This is a genomic window from Janthinobacterium sp. LPB2021202312-11-4 (genome assembly GCF_037049705.1).
Taxonomy (GTDB): Bacteria; Pseudomonadota; Gammaproteobacteria; order Pseudomonadales; family Pseudomonadaceae; genus Aquipseudomonas.
This window is the reverse complement of sequence record NZ_JBAGKV010000005.1, coordinates 1-18,512: the sequence shown is the minus strand read 5'-3', so window position 1 is coordinate 18,512 and position 18,512 is coordinate 1. Positions and strand designations below refer to the sequence as shown.

Here is an 18,512-nt window from a genome sequence, read left to right as displayed (position 1 = left end):
TTTCAGACGAGACACAGAGTCCAGAAATGCAATGCGTTCTCACTGAGCCTGAGAAACTGCCAGTGCTTTCTTCTTGAATGGCGAGATCAGAGCCGTCCATATACCGCCGATAGCCAGCCAAAGCATGACCCCTGATCCGATCAGGATGATCGCTTTTTGGTTTGCCAGGATGCCCAGCTGATGAGGTTCGGCCTGATAAACCTGCAATGCGATATCAATGACACTCACTACGGTAAACCACGCAACCACCAATGCAGCGCCGTGCTTGAGATCAGGCGTAGATCGGGCCAGCAGCGAAGCCCCCAGATAAATACCCATTGCGATCAATCCGCCAATTACCAAAAACTGGGTCGAATCAATCTGCAATCGCATCATCCTTGAAATTCTTCACACCGACAAAAGCGCCAATGATGGCGCCTACCACTGCACTCGGAACGCCTGGGTAAATCGTACTTGCGATAAGTGCGAAGCCCATCACGGTGGAAATCACAGCCATATCAAACGCCGGAGACACACGACGCAGACGTGTCAGGCCTATGTTTCCGGTTTTATTGATCGACATACAGAACTCCCTCCTTGGGTGTTTGACTGGACCGGCTCGAGGATTGGCAATGCGGCCGATAATACCGGACGAGCACACCACTACCGGCACGCAAAACCGTAACAACAAGCAACGCGCGCCATTGAAACCTGACCCTTATTGGCCTGGGCCGCAGCCGCTGATTTGCAAACCCGCTTCGGCACCGTGTACAAATGCGGCACTTGGCTATGAATCTGGAAACATCGCAGTCACTGGAAAAATAAGCCTCCTATTGGTAAGACGCGACATTTAATTATAAGATCGCGCCTTTCCCTATTTCGTCGCCCCGTGCGGCTTACGCCGCAGGTCTCGCCCGTTTTTCAGTTAAACAAGGCTTTGAGTATCTGCGGTCTGTTGCAAAAAGGTAGTCAATGATGAGCGCAAGGCACTTTCTCTCCCTGATGGATTGCACGCCCGAAGAGCTGGTCAGCGTGATCCGTCGAGGCGTTGAGCTCAAGGACCTGCGTAACCGCGGCGTACTGTTCGAGCCTCTGAAAAACCGTGTCCTGGGGATGATCTTCGAGAAGTCCTCGACCCGCACCCGCATCTCGTTCGAAGCCGGCATGATCCAGCTCGGCGGCCAGGCGATTTTCCTCTCGCCCCGCGACACCCAACTGGGGCGTGGCGAGCCGATCGGCGACTGCGCCATCGTTATGTCGAGCATGCTCGACGCGGTGATGATCCGCACCTTTGCCCACAGCACCCTCACCGAATTTGCCGCCAACTCTCGCGTTCCGGTCATCAATGGCCTGTCCGATGACCTGCACCCGTGCCAGTTGCTGGCCGACATGCAAACCTTCCTTGAGCACCGTGGCTCGATTCAGGGCAAGACCGTGGCCTGGATCGGCGACGGCAACAACATGTGCAACAGCTATATAGAAGCGGCGATCCAGTTCGACTTCCAGTTGCGTATTGCCTGCCCGGAAGGTTACGAACCAAGCCCAGAGTTCGTGGCCAAGGCCGGCGATCGTGTGACCATCGTCCGCGATCCACAGGATGCCGTGCGTGGCGCGCATCTGGTCAGCACCGACGTCTGGACCTCCATGGGCCAGGAAGAAGAAACCGCCAAGCGCCTCAAGCTGTTCGCCCCGTTCCAGGTCAATCGCGCCCTGCTCGACCTGGCCGCGACGGACGTGCTGTTCATGCACTGCCTGCCGGCTCACCGTGGTGAAGAAATCAGCCTCGACCTGCTGGACGACCCACGCTCCGTCGCGTGGGACCAGGCAGAAAACCGTTTGCACGCACAAAAGGCCTTGCTTGAGTTTCTGGTCACGCCGGCGTACCACCACGCATGAGCCAGCCATTACTGCTCAACCTGCGCAACCTTGCCTGCGGTTATCAGGACCAGCGGGTTGTGCAGAACCTCAACCTGCACTTGAACGCCGGCGACATCGGTTGCCTGCTGGGCTCTTCGGGCTGCGGCAAGACCACCACCCTGCGGGCCATTGCCGGTTTCGAGCCGGTGCACGAAGGTGAAATCCAGCTGGGCGGCGAGACCATCTCCAGCGCCGGTTTCACCCTCGCCCCGGAGAAACGCCGAATCGGCATGGTCTTCCAGGACTACGCGCTGTTCCCGCATTTGAGCGTGGCCGAGAACATCGCCTTCGGTATTCGCAAGCATCCGCAAAAGGATCGCGTCACCGAAGAGTTGCTGGAACTGGTCAACCTGAAAAACCTCGGCAAGCGCTTCCCCCACGAGTTGTCCGGCGGTCAACAGCAACGCGTTGCACTGGCCAGGGCCCTCGCGCCGGAACCGCAATTGCTGCTGCTCGACGAACCCTTCTCCAACCTTGATGGCGAATTGCGCCGCAAGCTCAGCCATGAAGTGCGCGACATTCTCAAGGCCCGTGGTACCAGTGCGATTCTGGTGACTCACGACCAGGAAGAAGCCTTCGCGGTCAGCGATCACGTGGGAGTATTCAAGGAAGGTCGGCTGGAACAGTGGGACACGCCCTACAACCTGTATCACGAACCGCTGACGCCGTTTGTGGCCAGTTTCATCGGCCAGGGCTACTTCATTCGCGGCCAGTTGAGCAGCCCGGAGTCGGTGCAGACCGAACTCGGCGAGTTGCGCGGCAATCGTGCTTATACCTGGCCGATTGGCGGCGCAGTCGATGTGTTGCTGCGGCCAGACGATATTGTTTATGCGCCGGACAGCGCACTGAAAGCGAAGATTGTCGGCAAGACGTTCCTCGGTGCCTCGACGCTTTATCGGCTGCAACTGCCGACCGGCGCGCAACTGGAATCGATTTTCCCGAGTCATGCCGACCATCAGGTCGGTGCCAACGTGGGGATTCGTGTGGCAGCCGAACACCTGGTGTTGTTCCAGGCATCCGGCAGCACGGCGGCGCAAATTCCGGCCGTTGAATCCGGTGTCCGCCGCTTCAGCACCGCAAACTGACACACCTTCCCTGTAGGAGCAAAGCTTGCTCGCGATGAACGATAACGCGGTGTGACGGAAACACCGCGTCAAGCCAATCGCGGGCAAGCCTTGCTCCTACAGGTGCAGCGTTCCGCGCGCAACGAGCGTCGCATTCCCGCCAATCTTCACCCGCTCTCCGTCCAGCCGACAGAACAACTCCCCGCCCCGCGCCGAACACTGATAAGCCGTCAGACTCGACTTGCCCAAGCGTTTCGACCAGTACGGAATCAAGCTGCAATGGGTGGAACCGGTCACCGGGTCTTCGTTGATGCCGATCGCCGGCGCGAAGTAGCGGGACACAAAATCATGCCGACTGCCCTTGGCCGTGACGATCGCACCCAGCCAGGGTAGCTTCGCCAGCGCCGTCATGTCGGGCTGACAATCGAGCACCGCCTGCTCGGATTCCAGCACCACAAACAATTCATTCGAACCGAGCACATCCACCGCTTCCACGCCCAGCGCACGCTCGATGTCCAGGGTCACAACGACTTCCGACGGCACAATGGCCGGGAAATCCAGCCACAACCGCTCGCCTTCACGGCTGACACTCAACGGGCCGGACTTGCAGATGAAATCCAGACGCTCGACCGGCTCCTTGTAGATTTCAAACAGCACGTAAGCGCTGGCCAATGTCGCGTGCCCGCACAGCGGCACTTCGGTGGTCGGGGTAAACCAGCGGATATGCCAGGCCGACCCTTCACGCACCACGAACGCCGTTTCGGCCAGATTGTGCTCGGCGGCGATCTTTTGCATCAACTCATCGGCGAGCCAGGCATCGAGCCGATACACCATCGCCGGATTGCCACTGAATGGCCGATCACTGAACGCATCGACCTGATGAAATTCAAGCTGCATAACCTTCTCCTTAAGTCAGGTCAGCGAGCATGAAGCCGCCCTCCAAATGGCACCAGTGACAGAGCCGGCAAATTAACGCCATACAGAGCCGTGTCAGGTGCGGCCGATATCGGCGAACGTCGCCTGGGTGTGCTCGGCCAAGACCGCCGGCGCCAACTCCACCTCCAGGCCCCGTCGCCCGGCACTGACAAAAATGCTGGCAAAAGGCTGAGCCGAGAGATCGATGAAGGTACGCAAGCGCTTCTTCTGCCCCAGTGGGCTGATCCCCCCCAGCAGATAACCCGTCGCACGTTGCGCTGCGGCTGGATCTGCCATCTCAGCCTTTTTCACCCCGGCGGCATGTGCCAGATGCTTTAAGTCCAGCGTTCCGACGACCGGTACCACCGCCACCAGCAATTCGCCTTTCTCGCTCGCCGCCAGCAACGTCTTGAACACCTGCGCCGGGTCCAGTCCCAGTTTTTCCGCAGCCTCCAGCCCATAGGACGCCGCCTTCGGATCATGTTCGTAACTGTGCACCCGATGTTCGGCGCGAACTTTTTTCAACAAATCCAATGCGGGGGTCATGACAGCTCCAGGCTTGGCGGCAGAAGAAAAATACTGCCCCGGATTCTAGGACATTGATCAACAAAAGGCTCTATTGCGGCGCTATTTCAAAGGGTTGGCGCGGCCATCCGCAGCCAGGTTGATGCCCGCCCGACAGGTCACGCACAGGATCATTCATGCGACGAATAGTTTAAATATGACTGACGGTTCACTTTCGACCTTTGACATCAGCGTTTCTTGTCTATATTTTTTCGAATGCGAATACTGTAGGAATGATCTACAGGTCGTACTCGGCAGTAAACCAAGATCAGGATGGGGATTCTGTCTCGGTGAAAATCGCGCTTTGACCAAGATGACAAAGCGCCAGACAACAACAAAAAAGAGGTTTTCGATGACAACTGCTTTGAAACAACCATCGCTCTCGAGCCAATGCATGGCTGAGTTCCTGGGGACTGCGCTGTTAATCTTTTTCGGTACGGGTTGCGTTGCCGCGCTCAAGGTGGCGGGTGCCAGCTTCGGCCTGTGGGAAATCAGCATCATCTGGGGCGTTGGCGTCAGCATGGCGATCTACCTGACCGCCGGTGTGTCCGGGGCTCATCTCAACCCCGCCGTCAGTATCGCCCTGAGCATTTTCGCCGACTTCGAAAAGCGCAAACTGCCCTTCTACATCCTCGCCCAAGTGGCTGGCGCGTTCTGCGGGGCGCTGTTGGTTTACACGCTCTATAGCAATCTGTTTTTCGATTACGAACAAACTCACCATATGGTTCGTGGCACTCAGGCCAGCCTGGAGTTGGCGTCGGTGTTCTCCACCTTCCCCCACCCGGCCCTGTCCACGGCCCAGGCATTCCTGGTTGAAATGATCATCACCGCGATCCTGATGGGCGTGATCATGTCCCTGACCGACGACAACAACGGCTTGCCTAAAGGCCCGTTGGCCCCGTTGCTGATCGGCCTGTTGATTGCGGTGATTGGCAGCTCCATGGGCCCGCTGACCGGTTTCGCGATGAACCCGGCGCGTGATTTCGGACCCAAGCTGATGACTTTCTTCGCTGGCTGGGGTGAAATTTCCTTCACCGGCGGGCGCGATATCCCGTATTTCCTGATTCCGATTTTTGCACCGATTGTCGGTGCCTGCCTCGGTGCTGCTGGCTATCGCGGGCTGATTGCCCGTCATCTGCCGAACGCCGAACCTGCTACAAAGGACGTAACACCGGCCATTGACGGCAAACCAAGAACGTCTTGATACCGTTGGCGCGTGATCCTGCCATTTGATCCCGCGCCTGACCTCACTCCCTTATTTCGTCCAAGGCAATCGACATGACCGATATTCAGAATAAGAACTACATCATTGCCCTCGATCAGGGTACGACCAGCTCCCGCGCGATCATTTTCGACCGCGACGCGAACGTGGTCTGCACCGCACAGCGCGAATTCGTCCAGCATTACCCGCAAGCCGGTTGGGTCGAGCATGACCCGATGGAAATCTTCGCGACCCAAAGCGCCGTGATGGTCGAGGCCCTGGCTCAGGCCGGCCTGCATCACGACCAGGTTGCCGCCATCGGCATCACCAATCAGCGCGAAACCACCGTGGTCTGGGACAAGACCACCGGCCGCCCGATCTACAACGCGATCGTCTGGCAGTGCCGCCGCAGCACCGAGATCTGCCAGCAGCTCAAACGCGATGGCCACGAACAATACATCAGCGACACCACCGGCCTGGTCACCGACCCGTACTTCTCCGGCACCAAGCTCAAGTGGATTCTCGACAACGTCGAAGGCAGCCGTGAACGCGCGCGCAACGGCGAACTGCTGTTCGGCACCGTCGACAGCTGGCTGATCTGGAAATTTACCGGCGGCAAAGTCCACGTCACCGACTACACCAACGCCTCGCGCACCATGCTCTTCAACATCCACACCCTGGAGTGGGACGCGAAGATGCTGGACGTGCTGGATATCCCGAGCGAGATGCTGCCGGAAGTTAAATCGTCCTCGGAAATCTACGGCCACACCAAAAGCGGCATTGCCATTGGCGGTATTGCCGGCGACCAGCAAGCAGCCCTGTTCGGCCAGATGTGCGTCGAGCCAGGCCAGGCGAAAAACACCTACGGCACCGGCTGCTTCCTGCTGATGAACACCGGCGACAAAGCCGTGAAGTCCAAGCATGGCATGTTGACCACCATCGCTTGCGGCCCGAAAGGCGAAGTGGCCTACGCGCTGGAAGGCGCAGTGTTCAACGGCGGTTCGACCGTGCAGTGGCTGCGCGATGAACTGAAAATCATCAACGACGCCCACGACACCGAATACTTCGCCAACAAGGTCAAGGACAGCAACGGTGTGTACCTGGTGCCAGCCTTCACCGGTCTGGGCGCTCCGTACTGGGACCCGTATGCCCGTGGCGCGCTGTTCGGCCTGACTCGTGGTGTACGCGTGGATCACATCATCCGTGCCGCGCTTGAATCGATTGCCTACCAGACCCGCGACGTACTCGACGCCATGCAACAGGACTCCGGCGAACGCCTCAAGTCCCTGCGCGTGGACGGCGGCGCCGTGGCGAACAACTTCCTCATGCAGTTCCAGGCCGACATCCTCGGCACCCAAGTCGAGCGTCCGCAAATGCGCGAAACCACCGCACTGGGCGCCGCTTACCTGGCCGGCCTGGCATGCGGCTTCTGGGGCAGCCTGGACGAGTTGCGCGGCAAGGCTGTCATCGAACGCGAATTCGAACCGGCCCTGGAAGAAAGCGCGAAGGAAAAACTCTACGCCGGCTGGAAAAAAGCCGTCAGCCGCACCCGCGACTGGGAACCTCATGAAGGGGCTGAATAAGCCAACGTAAGTACTCGTATCGGTATGTAACTGGTAGGGAGCAGATTCCTGCGGCATCATGGGCAAATTTTGCACGGCAGCCCAAAGGAAGCCCCATGAATCTGCCTCCCCGTCAGCAGCAAATCCTCGAACTGGTCCGCGAACGCGGCTATGTCAGCATTGAGGAAATGGCTACGCTGTTCGTCGTTACACCGCAAACCATCCGCCGCGATATCAATCAGCTCGCGGAAGCCAATTTGTTGCGTCGCTACCACGGCGGCGCGGCCTACGATTCCAGTGTCGAAAACACCGCCTACGCCATGCGTGCCGACCAGATGCGCGATGAAAAGCAGCGTATCGGCGAAGCCATTGCGGCACAGATTCCCGATCACGCCTCGCTGTTCATCAATATCGGCACCACCACCGAATCGATTGCCCGGGCGCTGCTCAACCACAATCACCTGAAAATCATCACCAACAACCTGCACGTGGCCTCCATGCTCAGTGCCAAGGACGATTTCGATGTCCTGCTGACTGGCGGCAATGTGCGGCGCGACGGCGGCGTGGTGGGTCAGGCGAGTGTCGATTTCATTAACCAGTTCAAGGTGGATTTCGCCCTGGTCGGCATCAGCGGGATTGATGAAGACGGCAGCCTGCTGGATTTCGATTATCAGGAAGTGCGGGTGTCCCAGGCGATCATCGCCAACGCGCGGAAGGTGATCCTGGCGGCGGACTCCAGCAAATTCGGGCGCAACGCCATGATTCGCCTGGGGCCGATCAGCCTGATCGATTGCCTGGTCACCGATCAGCAACCGGTGCCGGCGCTGGCGCAGTTGTTGAGTCAGCACAAGATTCGGCTCGAGGTGGTCTAAGGCTTTCAGCCTTTAAAAGATCGCAGCCTTCGGCAGCTCCTACGGGTTCACTCACCTCTGTAGGAGCTGCCGAAGGCTGCGATCTTTTGCATTTAATGTTCGTAAATTTTCCTTTCCCCGTCCTTCGATCAGTATTTTCAATCGAAGCGGGCTGGCTGTGGGCGGCTTTATGGGCTACCATTTTCGCAAATGAACATTAATGTTCGAATTCCAATACAGAAATCATAAAAAGCCCGAGGCCAGCCGATGCCCACTTCTACCTTGCCTACGCCCCCTCTCGCCGAGGTCTACGATATCGCCGTCATCGGTGGTGGGATCAATGGCGTGGGGATCGCAGCGGATGCCGCCGGTCGCGGTCTTTCGGTGTTCCTTTGTGAAAAAGACGACTTGGCCAGCCACACGTCATCGGCCAGCAGCAAGCTGATCCACGGCGGCCTGCGCTACCTCGAACATTATGAATTCCGTCTGGTGCGCGAAGCCCTGGCCGAACGCGAAGTGCTGTTGGCCAAGGCCCCGCACATCGTCAAGCAGATGCGCTTTGTGCTGCCGCATCGCCCGCACCTGCGTCCGGCCTGGATGATCCGCGCCGGCCTGTTCCTGTACGACCACCTCGGCAAGCGGGAAAAACTGGAAGGCTCGAAAAGCCTGAAGTTCGGCCCGGACAGCCCGTTGAAAAGCGAAATCACCAAAGGCTTCGAATACTCCGATTGCTGGGTCGACGATGCCCGCCTGGTGGTCCTGAACGCCATGGCCGCCCGCGAGAAAGGCGCCCACGTTCACACCCAGACCCGTTGCGTCAGCGCCCGTCGCACCAAGGGCCTGTGGCACCTGCACCTGGAACGCGCCGATGGCAGCCTGTTCTCGATCCGCGCCAAAGCGTTGGTGAATGCCGCCGGCCCATGGGTTGCCAAGTTCATTCGTGACGACCTGAAAATGGATTCGCCCTACGGCATCCGCCTGATCCAGGGCAGCCACTTGATCGTGCCGAAACTGTACGAAGGCGAACACGCGCACATCTTGCAAAACGAAGATCAACGCATCGTGTTCACCATTCCGTACCTGAACCACTTCACCCTGATCGGCACCACCGACCGCGAGTACACCGGTGACCCGGCGGCTGTCGCGATCACCGAAACCGAAACCGATTACCTGCTCAAAGTGGTCAACGCCCACTTCAAGAAGCAAGTCAGCCGCGACGACATCCTGCACAGCTATTCCGGTGTGCGTCCGCTGTGCAACGACGAATCCGACAACCCGTCGGCCGTGACCCGCGACTACACCCTGGCGTTGTCGGGCAGTGGCGAAGAAGCACCGCTGCTGTCGGTGTTCGGCGGCAAGCTGACCACTTACCGCAAACTGGCCGAATCGGCGCTGGCGCAACTGGCCCCGTACTTCTCGCACATCAAGCCGACCTGGACCGCTACGGCGACTCTGCCCGGCGGCGAAGACATGACCACGCCGCAAGCACTGTGCGCGAAGATTCGCGACACGTTCGACTGGATACCGACTGAAATCGCCCGCCGCTGGGCCACCAGCTACGGCAGCCGCACCTGGCGCATGCTCGAGGGCGTGCAAGGCCTCAGCGACTTGGGTGAGCACATTGGCGGCGGGCTCTACACCCGCGAAGTCGATTACCTGTGCAGCGAAGAATGGGCCACCACCGCCCACGACATCCTGTGGCGCCGCAGCAAGCTCGGGCTGTTCACTACCCCTGACGAACAGCAGAAACTGGCGGCCTACCTGAGTAAGGTCGAGCAGAACCGCAGCAAGATCGAAGCGGCCTGATCGGGAAACCGGTTAAACGAAAAGCCCCTGAATCTCACGATTCAGGGGCTTTTTGCATTCTGCCAGACACCACCGCCCCCGTAGGAGCAAGGCTTGCCCGCGATGGCGTCCTCACAGAAAGGAATGTAGTGCCTGATACACCGCTATCGCGGGCAAGCCTTGCTCCTACAGATCTACGGTGCATTACATTCGGTTTTCCGAACGCGACCTGCCGGTCAATTCGGTTAACCGGATTATTCAGCGCCCGTTTAATCGCCATAAAACTTTAATCCCCTTATAAATCAATACGTTGATCCGTATCACCTGGCTTGGCATGAGTCATGCTCTACACTCTGGGACGAATGTACTGCCGTGCCCGATCTTCAGGAGCATCCAGGCGTTCGAAGCACAAAAGGGCCGACGAACTGGCTCCATAAAAAAAACAATGTCGAGGAAAATTTGATGCGCATCGTTCCCCATATCCTGGGCGCAGCCATTGCTGCCGCTCTGATTACCACTCCAGTTTTCGCGGCCGAACTCACCGGCACACTGAAGAAGATCAAAGAGTCCGGCGTGATCACCCTCGGGCATCGTGACGCTTCCATTCCGTTTTCCTACATCGCGGACGCTTCCGGCAAACCGGTCGGCTACTCCCACGATATCCAGCTGAAAATCGTCGAAGCCATCAAGAAAGACCTCGACCTGCCGAACCTCCAGGTCAAATACAACCTGGTCACTTCGCAAACCCGTATCCCGCTGGTGCAGAACGGCACCGTGGACGTCGAGTGCGGCTCCACCACCAACAACGTCGAGCGTCAGCAGCAAGTTGACTTCTCCGTCGGCATCTTCGAAATCGGCACCCGCCTGCTGTCCAAGAAAGACTCCGCATACAAGGACTTCGACGACCTCAAAGGCAAGAACGTCGTGACTACTGCGGGCACCACGTCCGAGCGCATCCTCAAGTCGATGAACGCCGACAAGCAGATGGGCATGAACGTCATCTCCGCCAAAGACCACGGCGAGTCCTTCCAGATGCTGGAATCGGGCCGCGCCGTTGCCTTCATGATGGACGACGCCTTGCTGGCCGGTGAAGCCGCCAAAGCCAAGAAGGCTGATGACTGGGCCGTCACCGGCACCCCACAGTCCTACGAAATCTACGGCTGCATGGTCCGCAAGGGCGACGAGCCGTTCAAGAAAGCCGTCGACGACGCGATCGTGGCCACCTACAAGTCGGGCGAGATCAACAAGATCTACGAAAAATGGTTCATGCAGCCAATCCCGCCTAAAGGCCTGAACCTGAACTTCCCGATGAGCGACGAGCTCAAGAAACTGATCGCCAGCCCGACCGACAAAGCGGCTGACGACAAGAAGTCCTGATTCCTGACTAACCTTACCCTCTGACCGGGCCCCGCCCGTTCAGAGGGTTGTCACTCCCTGCTGGCATATTCTGGAAACACTCGAACCGGTGGCTGTCGAGCCGATCGCGTGTGCCTGATCTTCAAGGTCAGGCGGGAACGGAGCTTCCCCAGGCGGGCACTTGTACATTGATCGATCCGAGGGGAGACCCTAATGAATTACAACTGGGACTGGGGCGTGTTCTTCAAGTCCACCGGCGTGGGCAGCGAGACCTATCTCGACTGGTTCATCTCCGGTCTGGGCTGGACCATCGCCATCGCCGTCGTGGCCTGGATTGTTGCCTTGATACTGGGTTCGATCCTGGGTGTCATGCGCACCATACCGAACCGCATCGTATCGGGCATCGCGACCTGCTACGTCGAACTCTTCCGTAATGTGCCGCTGCTGGTTCAGCTGTTCATCTGGTACTTCCTGATACCCGACCTGCTGCCGCAAAACCTGCAGGACTGGTACAAGCAAGACCTCAACCCGACCACCTCGGCTTACCTGAGTGTTGTCGTGTGCCTGGGCCTGTTCACCGCTGCACGGGTTTGCGAACAAGTGCGCACCGGCATCCAAGCGTTGCCCCGTGGCCAGGAATCGGCCGCTCGCGCCATGGGTTTCAAGCTGCCACAGATCTACTGGAACGTGCTGCTGCCCCAGGCCTACCGGATCATCATTCCGCCGCTCACCTCGGAATTTTTGAATGTCTTCAAGAACTCGTCCGTGGCCTCGCTGATCGGTCTGATGGAGCTGCTCGCGCAGACCAAACAGACTGCCGAGTTCTCCGCCAACCTGTTCGAAGCCTTCACCCTGGCCACGCTGATCTACTTCACCCTGAACATGAGCCTCATGCTGCTGATGCGCTTGGTCGAGAAGAAAGTCGCCGTCCCGGGCCTGATCTCGCTAGGGGGTAAATGATGGAATTCGATTTCTCGGGCATCGTTCCGTCCCTGCCGGGTTTGTGGAACGGCATGGTCATGACCCTCAAGCTGATGGTCATGGGCGTCGTCGGCGGGCTGATCCTCGGCACGATCCTGGCGCTGATGCGCCTGTCCCATAACAAACTGTTGTCGCGCCTTGCCGGCGCCTACGTGAACTACTTCCGCTCGATCCCGCTGCTGCTGGTGATCACCTGGTTCTACCTGGCGGTGCCGTTCGTGTTGCGCTGGATCACCGGCGAAGACACCCCGATCGGCGCGTTCACCTCGTGCATCGTGGCCTTCATGATGTTCGAAGCGGCGTACTTCTGCGAAATCGTCCGCGCCGGCGTGCAATCGATTCCCAAGGGCCAGATGGGCGCTGCCCAGGCACTGGGCATGAACTACGGCCAGATGATGCGTCTGATCATCCTGCCGCAAGCGTTCCGCAAGATGACCCCGCTGTTGCTGCAACAAAGCATCATCCTGTTTCAGGACACCTCGCTGGTCTACACCGTCGGCCTGGTGGACTTCCTCAATGCTTCGCGCGCCAGTGGCGACATCATTGGTCGCTCCAATGAGTTCCTGATCTTCGCAGGTCTGGTGTACTTCACAATCAGCTTTGCCGCCTCGCTGCTGGTCAAGCGTCTGCAAAAAAGGTTTGCCGTATGATCTCTATCAAGAACATCAACAAGTGGTATGGCGACTTCCAGGTACTGACTGATTGCAGCACCGAGGTCAAAAAAGGCGAAGTGATTGTGGTCTGCGGCCCGTCGGGCTCGGGCAAATCGACCCTGATCAAATGCGTCAACGCCCTGGAACCGTTCCAGAAAGGTGACGTGATCGTCGATGGCACCTCCATCGCCGACCCGAAGACCAACCTGCCGAAACTGCGCTCGCGGGTCGGCATGGTGTTCCAGCATTTCGAACTGTTCCCGCACCTGACCATCACCGAAAACCTGACCATCGCGCAGATCAAGGTGTTGGGCCGCAGCAAGGAAGAAGCCACCAAGAAAGGCCTGCAACTGCTGGAGCGCGTCGGCTTGTCCGCTCACGCTCACAAGCACCCCGGCCAACTCTCCGGTGGTCAGCAGCAGCGCGTGGCAATTGCCCGGGCTCTGGCCATGGACCCGATCGTCATGCTGTTCGACGAACCGACTTCGGCCCTCGACCCGGAAATGGTCAACGAAGTGCTCGACGTGATGGTGCAACTGGCCCACGAAGGCATGACCATGATGTGCGTGACCCACGAAATGGGCTTCGCCCGTAAAGTGGCCGACCGTGTGATCTTCATGGACGCGGGCAAGATCATCGAAGACTGCCCGAAAGAGGAATTCTTCGGCGACATCAGCGCCCGCTCCGAGCGTGCGCAGCACTTCCTCGAGAAGATCTTGCAGCACTAAACACCACACAGCCGCCCCCGTAGGAGCTGCCGAAGGCTGCGATCTTTTGATCTTGATCTGCTGGGATTCTCAAAGAATCAAGATCAAAAGATCGCAGCCTTCGGCAGCTCCTACGGGGTTGCTCAGGCTTGTAGTGGTTGACCCAAGGCATCTGTGATGAAATGCGACCCCACTCTCTATCGCGCCGCGCCGCCATCACTCGCCGTGAAACCCCGTCTGATTCGTCATCTGTTCCTGCCGCCGCTGGTCATCGCCCTGATGATCGGGTTGGGTTACATCGGCTTCTGGGTCAGTGAACACTACGGCATCCGCAGCCTCAGCGAGAACGGCCAGCGTCAGTTGGAACTGCACGCCCGCGCCGTCGAGAGTGAGATCAGCAAGTACACCTACCTGCCCAGCCTGCTGGAACTTGAATCCAGCGTGTCAAAACTGCTGGACGACCCGTCGCCGCAAATCCGGCAAACGGTCAACGATTACCTGGAAGGCCTGAACCGGCGCAGCCGCAGTCGGGCTATCTATGTGATGGACACCACCGGTCGCGTACTGGCCACCAGTAACTGGCGCGATGTCGACAGCTACCTCGGTGAAGACCTGTCCTTCCGAGCCTATTTCCAGAGCGCCATACGTGGGCAGCCGGGGCGGTTCTACGGCATCGGCAGCACCAACGGCGAACCCGGTTATTACCTGGCCCACGGCCTGGAAGAACACGGCAAGATCATCGGCGTGGCCGTGGTCAAAGTGCGCCTCGAAGCCATGGAAGAACGCTGGCAACGGGCGCGTCTGGAAGCGTTCGTCAGCGACGAGAACGGCATCATCATTCTCTCCAGCGACCCGGCGCGCCGGCTCAAGTCCGTGGTGCCGCTGAGCGACGAGACCAAGGAAAAACTCGCCCGTAGCCTGCAGTACTACTGGTTCCCGCTGAACGAACTGCAACCCCTGGCCCGGGAGACCCTGGCCGAAGGCGTGGAGAAACTGACCTTCCCCGCCAACAGCGAACTGGCCTCCGACGAACAGGACATCAGCTACTTGGCCCAGACCCGGCCGCTGAGCGATACGCCGTGGAATTTCACCCTGCTCACGCCCCTCGCGGATTTGCGCCGGGAAGCAATCAACCAGGGCATTCTGGTGGCCGTGGCGTTTGCCCTGGTGGCGTTCCTGCTGATCGCCTGGAACGAGCGGCGCAAGGTCATCGCCACCCGCCTCGCCGCCCGGGAAGCCTTGCAGGAAGCCAACAATCAACTGGAGCGTCGGATTACCGAACGCACCACCGACCTGCGCGCCAGCAACGAACGGCTCAAGGGCCAGATCCGCGAACGACGGCAAGCCGAAGAGACCTTGCGCCGGGCCCAGGATGAACTGGTCCAGGCCGGCAAACTGGCGGCCATCGGCCAGATGTCGACCAGCATCGCCCACGAACTGAACCAGCCGCTGGCCGCGTTGCGAACGTTGTCCGGCAACACGGTGCGCTTCCTGGAACGTGGTCAGCTGGACATCGCCAGCACCAACCTGAAAACCATCAATGAACTGATCGACCGCATGGGCCGGATCACTGCCAGCCTGCGCTCCTTCGCCCGCCGCGGCGATGACAAGGGCCAGGCCAGCCTCGGCAAAGCGGTGGACGCTGCGCTGCAACTGCTCGGCGGTCGCGTAGAAAGCGCACACCTGCAGCAACATCGCGACTTCCAAGATATGCAGGTGCAAATCGACCAGACGCGCCTGGAGCAGATTCTGGTCAACCTGATCGGCAACGCCCTTGACGCCATGCAGGCGCAACCGCTGCCAGAGTTGTGGCTGGAAGGCGAAGAGTTCGATGGCAAATATCGCCTGCGGGTGCGCGACAACGGCCACGGCATCGACGCCGAAGCGCGCAAGCATCTGTTCGAACCGTTCTTCACCACCAAACCCGGCGAACAGGGCCTGGGCCTCGGCCTGACCCTTTCCGCCAGCCTGGCCGCGGCCACCGGCGGCCACTTGGGTGTCGAACACCCGGCCAGCGGTGGTACCACCTTCGTCCTCAGTTTACCGTTGGTAAGCCCCACTCCCGCCGAGCCAATATGAACAACGACCTTAGTGTGCTGATCGTCGAAGACGACCCCCATGTGCTGCTCGGCTGCCAACAGGCGCTGACCCTGGAAGACATTCCCTGCATCGGCGTGGGCAGCGCCGAAGAAGCCCTGGAACGGGTCGGCGAGAACTTTGCCGGGATCGTCATCAGCGACATTCGCCTGCCGGGCATCGATGGCCTGGAGCTGCTGACCCGGCTCAAGGCCCGGGACCGCAGCCTGCCGGTGGTGCTGATCACCGGCCACGGCGACATCTCCATGGCGGTGGGCGCGATGCAGAAAGGCGCCTACGACTTCATGGAGAAACCCTTCTCCCCGGAACGCCTGGTGGACGTGGCCCGCCGCGCCCTGGAACAACGCAGCCTGGCCCGGGAAGTCTCGTCGCTGCGCCGGCAACTGGCCGAGCGCGATTCCCTCGAAGGACGGATCATCGGCCGCTCGCCAGCCATGCAGAACTTGCGCGAATTGATCGCCAACGTCGCCGATACCTCGGCCAACGTGTTGATCGAAGGTGAAACCGGCACCGGCAAGGAACTGGTCGCCCGTTGCCTGCACGATTTCAGCCGCCGCCACACCAAGCAGTTCGTCGCGCTGAACTGCGGCGGTCTGCCGGAAAACCTGTTCGAAAGCGAAATCTTCGGCCACGAAGCCAATGCCTTCACCGGCGCCGGTAAACGGCGGATCGGCAAGATCGAACACGCCGACGGCGGCACGCTGTTCCTCGATGAAGTGGAAAGCATGCCGCTGCCGTTGCAGATCAAACTGCTGCGGGTGTTGCAGGAGCGCACCCTTGAACGCCTCGGTTCGAACCAGAGCGTGGCGGTGGATTGCCGGGTGATTGCGGCGACCAAATCCGACCTGGTGGAATCGAGCAAGGCCGGGGAATTCCGGAGCGATTTGTATTACCGCCTCAACGTCGTCACCCTGGAATTGCCGCCGCTGCGCGAACGTCGTGAAGACATCCTGCAACTGTTCGAACATTTCCTGCAGCAGTCATCCCTGCGTTTCGACCGCGCGGTGCCGGAGATGGACAACCAGACCCTGTCGCACCTGATGAGCCACGACTGGCCGGGCAACGTGCGGGAATTGCGCAACGTCGCCGAGCGTTTCGCCCTCGGCTTGCCGGCGTTCAAGAAGACCGGCACCAGCAGCAATCAGGGCCTGGGGTTTGCCGAAGCGGTGGAAGCCTTCGAACGCAACCTGCTCAACGACGCCTTGCAACGCAGCGGCGGCAACCTGACCCAGGCCAGCCTGGAATTGGGGATGGCCAAGACCACGCTGTTCGACAAAGTCAAGAAATACGGGCTGAGCCACTGATGGACCTGATTCTTAAAGCAGCACTGGGCGCGGCGGTGGTGTTGATCCTGGCGGCGCTGGCCAAGACCAAAAACTATTACATCGCCGGTTTGGTGCCGCTGTTTCCGACCTTTGCGCTGATCGCCCATTACATCGTTGGCAAGGGCCGCTCGGTCGACGATTTGAAGACCACCATTGTGTTTGGCATGTGGTCGATCATTCCGTACTTCGTTTATTTGGCGACGTTGTACGTGATGGTGGACCGGATGCGATTGGAGGCTTCGCTGGCGGTGGCGGCAGTCGGCTGGTTGATCGCCGCGACCGTGCTCGTGACTGTTTGGGTTCGTCTTCACGCCTAAGATCAAAAGATCGCAGCCTTCGGCAGCTCCTACAGAATTGCGCGCCCCCCTGTAGGAGCTGCCGAAGGCTGCGATCTTTTGATTCTCCAAGGGCTGGCCCGGCCCTTGCATTTACCCCCAAAGCCCTCTCGGCCGGCCTTCATGCTGGATGAACCCCGGTGTCGGAGAGCGCCCGCCAAAGGGTGAATCCTGACCGTGACCTTCTTAGATCCCGACCTGACGCTGACCGTCATCCTGCTGGTCGCCTTTTCCATCGCGCTGGACGTCATCGGCCAGCTCTGTTTCAAACTCGGCCTGGACCGTTTGCCAGAACTCGAGGGCGGTTTTCGCCTGAACGCATTCTGGGGCCAGGTGTTCAACGCCCCGTTGCTGTGGGCCGGGATCGGCGCCTACACGCTGGAGTTTTTCGTCTGGCTGGAAGCCTTGTCCCGCGCCCCGTTGAGCCTGTTGTTCCCGGCCGGGGCCCTGGCCTATTGCGGCGTGGTGCTGGCAGGCAAAGTGGTGCTCGGTGAAACCGTCAGCCGCCGGCGCTGGCTCGCGACGCTGGTGATTACGGTGGGCGTGATGCTCGTGTGTGTCGGCCATGCGTGATTCTGAACCGATGGACTGGCTGTATGGGCGACTGGGCACCGTGGTGCTCTGGGCGTTGCTGATTATTCTGGAAAGCGCCGGGCAGATCGCAACCAAGGTCGGCGGCGATCAAATCGGCCAGATGAGCTTTACCCTGCACTGGCTGCAATCGGTGATCGTCGATCCCGGCGTGCTGTTCGCTGTGGGCTGTGGCATCGGCGCGTTCTTCGTGTGGATGCTGATTTTGCGCCGTAGCAGTTTGTCCCTGGCGTTTCCGCTGAGTTCGCTGGTGTTTGTTGGGGTGTTGCTAGGGTCGTGGCTGGGGCTGGGCGAGCAGATCAGCCTGCTGCACTGGGTGGGTGTGGCGGTGATTATTGGCGGGATTGCGCTACTCGCCGAGGGTGAACAAACCTGACTCAGCAGGTTTGATCCCCCCGAACGCTGCGATGTTAGATCAACAGATCGCAGCCTCGTTTCACTCGACAGCTCCTACGGAGCTATTGCCAGGCGCGGTCAATGTAGGAGCTGCCGAAGGCTGCGATCTTTTGATGTGGATTCCGGGGATTAAAAGATCGCAGCCTCGTTTCACTCGACAGCTCCTACAGAGCCATTGCCAGGCACGGTCAATGTAGGAGCTGCCGAAGGCTGCGATCTTTTGATCTTGATTC

At 59.5% G+C, this 18,512-nt stretch carries 19 protein-coding genes; 15 read left to right on the top strand and 4 right to left on the bottom strand.

Features of this window, described 5'->3' with window-relative positions; all coding sequences use genetic code 11:
- Positions 1-39: 39 nt before the first annotated feature.
- Together V5E99_RS07095 and V5E99_RS07090 are read right to left on the bottom strand one after the other, a co-directional pair.
- Positions 40-366, bottom strand: coding sequence for a hypothetical protein (locus V5E99_RS07095; protein WP_499801804.1), 327 nt, complete (start codon positions 364-366; stop codon positions 40-42).
- Positions 356-562 (bottom strand): hypothetical protein, encoded by a 207-nt coding sequence (locus tag V5E99_RS07090; RefSeq protein WP_499801803.1) that lies wholly within the window; start codon positions 560-562, stop codon positions 356-358. Before V5E99_RS07090 ends, V5E99_RS07095 begins: the two co-directional genes overlap by 11 nt.
- A gap of 392 nt (positions 563-954) precedes the next feature.
- Between V5E99_RS07090 and argF the strand changes: the two genes are divergently transcribed.
- Together argF and V5E99_RS07080 are read left to right on the top strand one after the other, a co-directional pair.
- Positions 955-1,875: an ornithine carbamoyltransferase gene (gene argF / locus V5E99_RS07085; RefSeq protein WP_499801802.1), complete on the top strand. Its 921-nt coding sequence runs from the start codon at positions 955-957 to the stop codon at positions 1,873-1,875.
- Positions 1,872-2,981 (top strand): ABC transporter ATP-binding protein, encoded by a 1,110-nt coding sequence (locus tag V5E99_RS07080; protein ID WP_499801801.1) that lies wholly within the window; start codon positions 1,872-1,874, stop codon positions 2,979-2,981. The genes argF and V5E99_RS07080 overlap by 4 nt, the downstream gene beginning before the upstream one ends.
- A 96-nt stretch (positions 2,982-3,077) precedes the next feature.
- Here V5E99_RS07080 and V5E99_RS07075 read toward each other — a convergent pair whose 3' ends face one another.
- Both V5E99_RS07075 and ybaK read right to left on the bottom strand, forming a co-directional pair.
- On the bottom strand, positions 3,078-3,857 hold the full coding sequence (locus V5E99_RS07075; protein ID WP_499801800.1) for a PhzF family phenazine biosynthesis protein: 780 nt from the start codon (positions 3,855-3,857) through the stop codon (positions 3,078-3,080).
- A 93-nt stretch (positions 3,858-3,950) separates the two neighbouring features.
- Positions 3,951-4,421 (bottom strand): Cys-tRNA(Pro) deacylase, encoded by a 471-nt coding sequence (gene ybaK / locus V5E99_RS07070; RefSeq protein ID WP_499801799.1) that lies wholly within the window; start codon positions 4,419-4,421, stop codon positions 3,951-3,953.
- A 121-nt stretch (positions 4,422-4,542) separates the two neighbouring features.
- Between ybaK and V5E99_RS07065 the strand changes: the two genes are divergently transcribed.
- From V5E99_RS07065 to V5E99_RS07005, 13 genes are all read left to right on the top strand, one after another.
- Entirely contained in the window at positions 4,543-5,643 is a 1,101-nt protein-coding gene (locus V5E99_RS07065) for an MIP/aquaporin family protein (protein ID WP_499801798.1), read from the top strand.
- Between the two features lie 74 nt (positions 5,644-5,717).
- Positions 5,718-7,223: a glycerol kinase GlpK gene (gene glpK, locus V5E99_RS07060; protein WP_499801797.1), complete on the top strand. Its 1,506-nt coding sequence runs from the start codon at positions 5,718-5,720 to the stop codon at positions 7,221-7,223.
- 95 nt (positions 7,224-7,318) lie between these two features.
- On the top strand, positions 7,319-8,074 hold the full coding sequence (locus V5E99_RS07055) for a DeoR/GlpR family transcriptional regulator (RefSeq protein WP_027922833.1): 756 nt from the start codon (positions 7,319-7,321) through the stop codon (positions 8,072-8,074).
- Positions 8,075-8,320: 246 nt separating this feature from the next.
- Positions 8,321-9,859 carry a glycerol-3-phosphate dehydrogenase gene (gene glpD, locus V5E99_RS07050; RefSeq protein ID WP_499801796.1) on the top strand — a complete coding sequence of 513 codons (1,539 nt, stop codon included), beginning with the start codon at positions 8,321-8,323 and terminating at the stop codon, positions 9,857-9,859.
- A gap of 441 nt (positions 9,860-10,300) precedes the next feature.
- Positions 10,301-11,215, top strand: coding sequence for a glutamate/aspartate ABC transporter substrate-binding protein (locus V5E99_RS07045; RefSeq protein ID WP_499801795.1), 915 nt, complete (start codon positions 10,301-10,303; stop codon positions 11,213-11,215).
- A gap of 192 nt (positions 11,216-11,407) precedes the next feature.
- The gene (locus V5E99_RS07040) at positions 11,408-12,154 is read left to right on the top strand and encodes an amino acid ABC transporter permease (RefSeq protein ID WP_499801794.1); all 747 of its coding nucleotides are present in this window, start codon (positions 11,408-11,410) and stop codon (positions 12,152-12,154) included.
- Entirely contained in the window at positions 12,151-12,825 is a 675-nt protein-coding gene (locus tag V5E99_RS07035) for an amino acid ABC transporter permease (RefSeq protein ID WP_499801793.1), read from the top strand. Before V5E99_RS07040 ends, V5E99_RS07035 begins: the two co-directional genes overlap by 4 nt.
- Positions 12,822-13,556, top strand: a complete 735-nt coding sequence (locus V5E99_RS07030; RefSeq protein ID WP_124361503.1) for an amino acid ABC transporter ATP-binding protein — start codon at positions 12,822-12,824, stop codon at positions 13,554-13,556. Before V5E99_RS07035 ends, V5E99_RS07030 begins: the two co-directional genes overlap by 4 nt.
- Positions 13,557-13,712: 156 nt before the next feature.
- Complete coding sequence (aauS, locus tag V5E99_RS07025) at positions 13,713-15,614, top strand: two-component sensor histidine kinase AauS (protein ID WP_499801792.1); 1,902 nt, start codon at positions 13,713-13,715, stop codon at positions 15,612-15,614.
- Positions 15,611-16,936 carry a two-component response regulator AauR gene (aauR, locus tag V5E99_RS07020; protein ID WP_499801791.1) on the top strand — a complete coding sequence of 442 codons (1,326 nt, stop codon included), beginning with the start codon at positions 15,611-15,613 and terminating at the stop codon, positions 16,934-16,936. Before aauS ends, aauR begins: the two co-directional genes overlap by 4 nt.
- Entirely contained in the window at positions 16,936-17,274 is a 339-nt protein-coding gene (locus tag V5E99_RS07015) for a GlpM family protein (RefSeq protein WP_499801790.1), read from the top strand. The genes aauR and V5E99_RS07015 overlap by 1 nt, the downstream gene beginning before the upstream one ends.
- Positions 17,275-17,469: 195 nt before the next feature.
- Positions 17,470-17,865 carry a DMT family transporter gene (locus tag V5E99_RS07010; RefSeq protein ID WP_499801789.1) on the top strand — a complete coding sequence of 132 codons (396 nt, stop codon included), beginning with the start codon at positions 17,470-17,472 and terminating at the stop codon, positions 17,863-17,865.
- The gene (locus V5E99_RS07005) at positions 17,858-18,259 is read left to right on the top strand and encodes a DMT family transporter (protein WP_499801788.1); all 402 of its coding nucleotides are present in this window, start codon (positions 17,858-17,860) and stop codon (positions 18,257-18,259) included. The genes V5E99_RS07010 and V5E99_RS07005 overlap by 8 nt, the downstream gene beginning before the upstream one ends.
- The last annotated feature ends 253 nt before the right edge of the window (positions 18,260-18,512 follow it).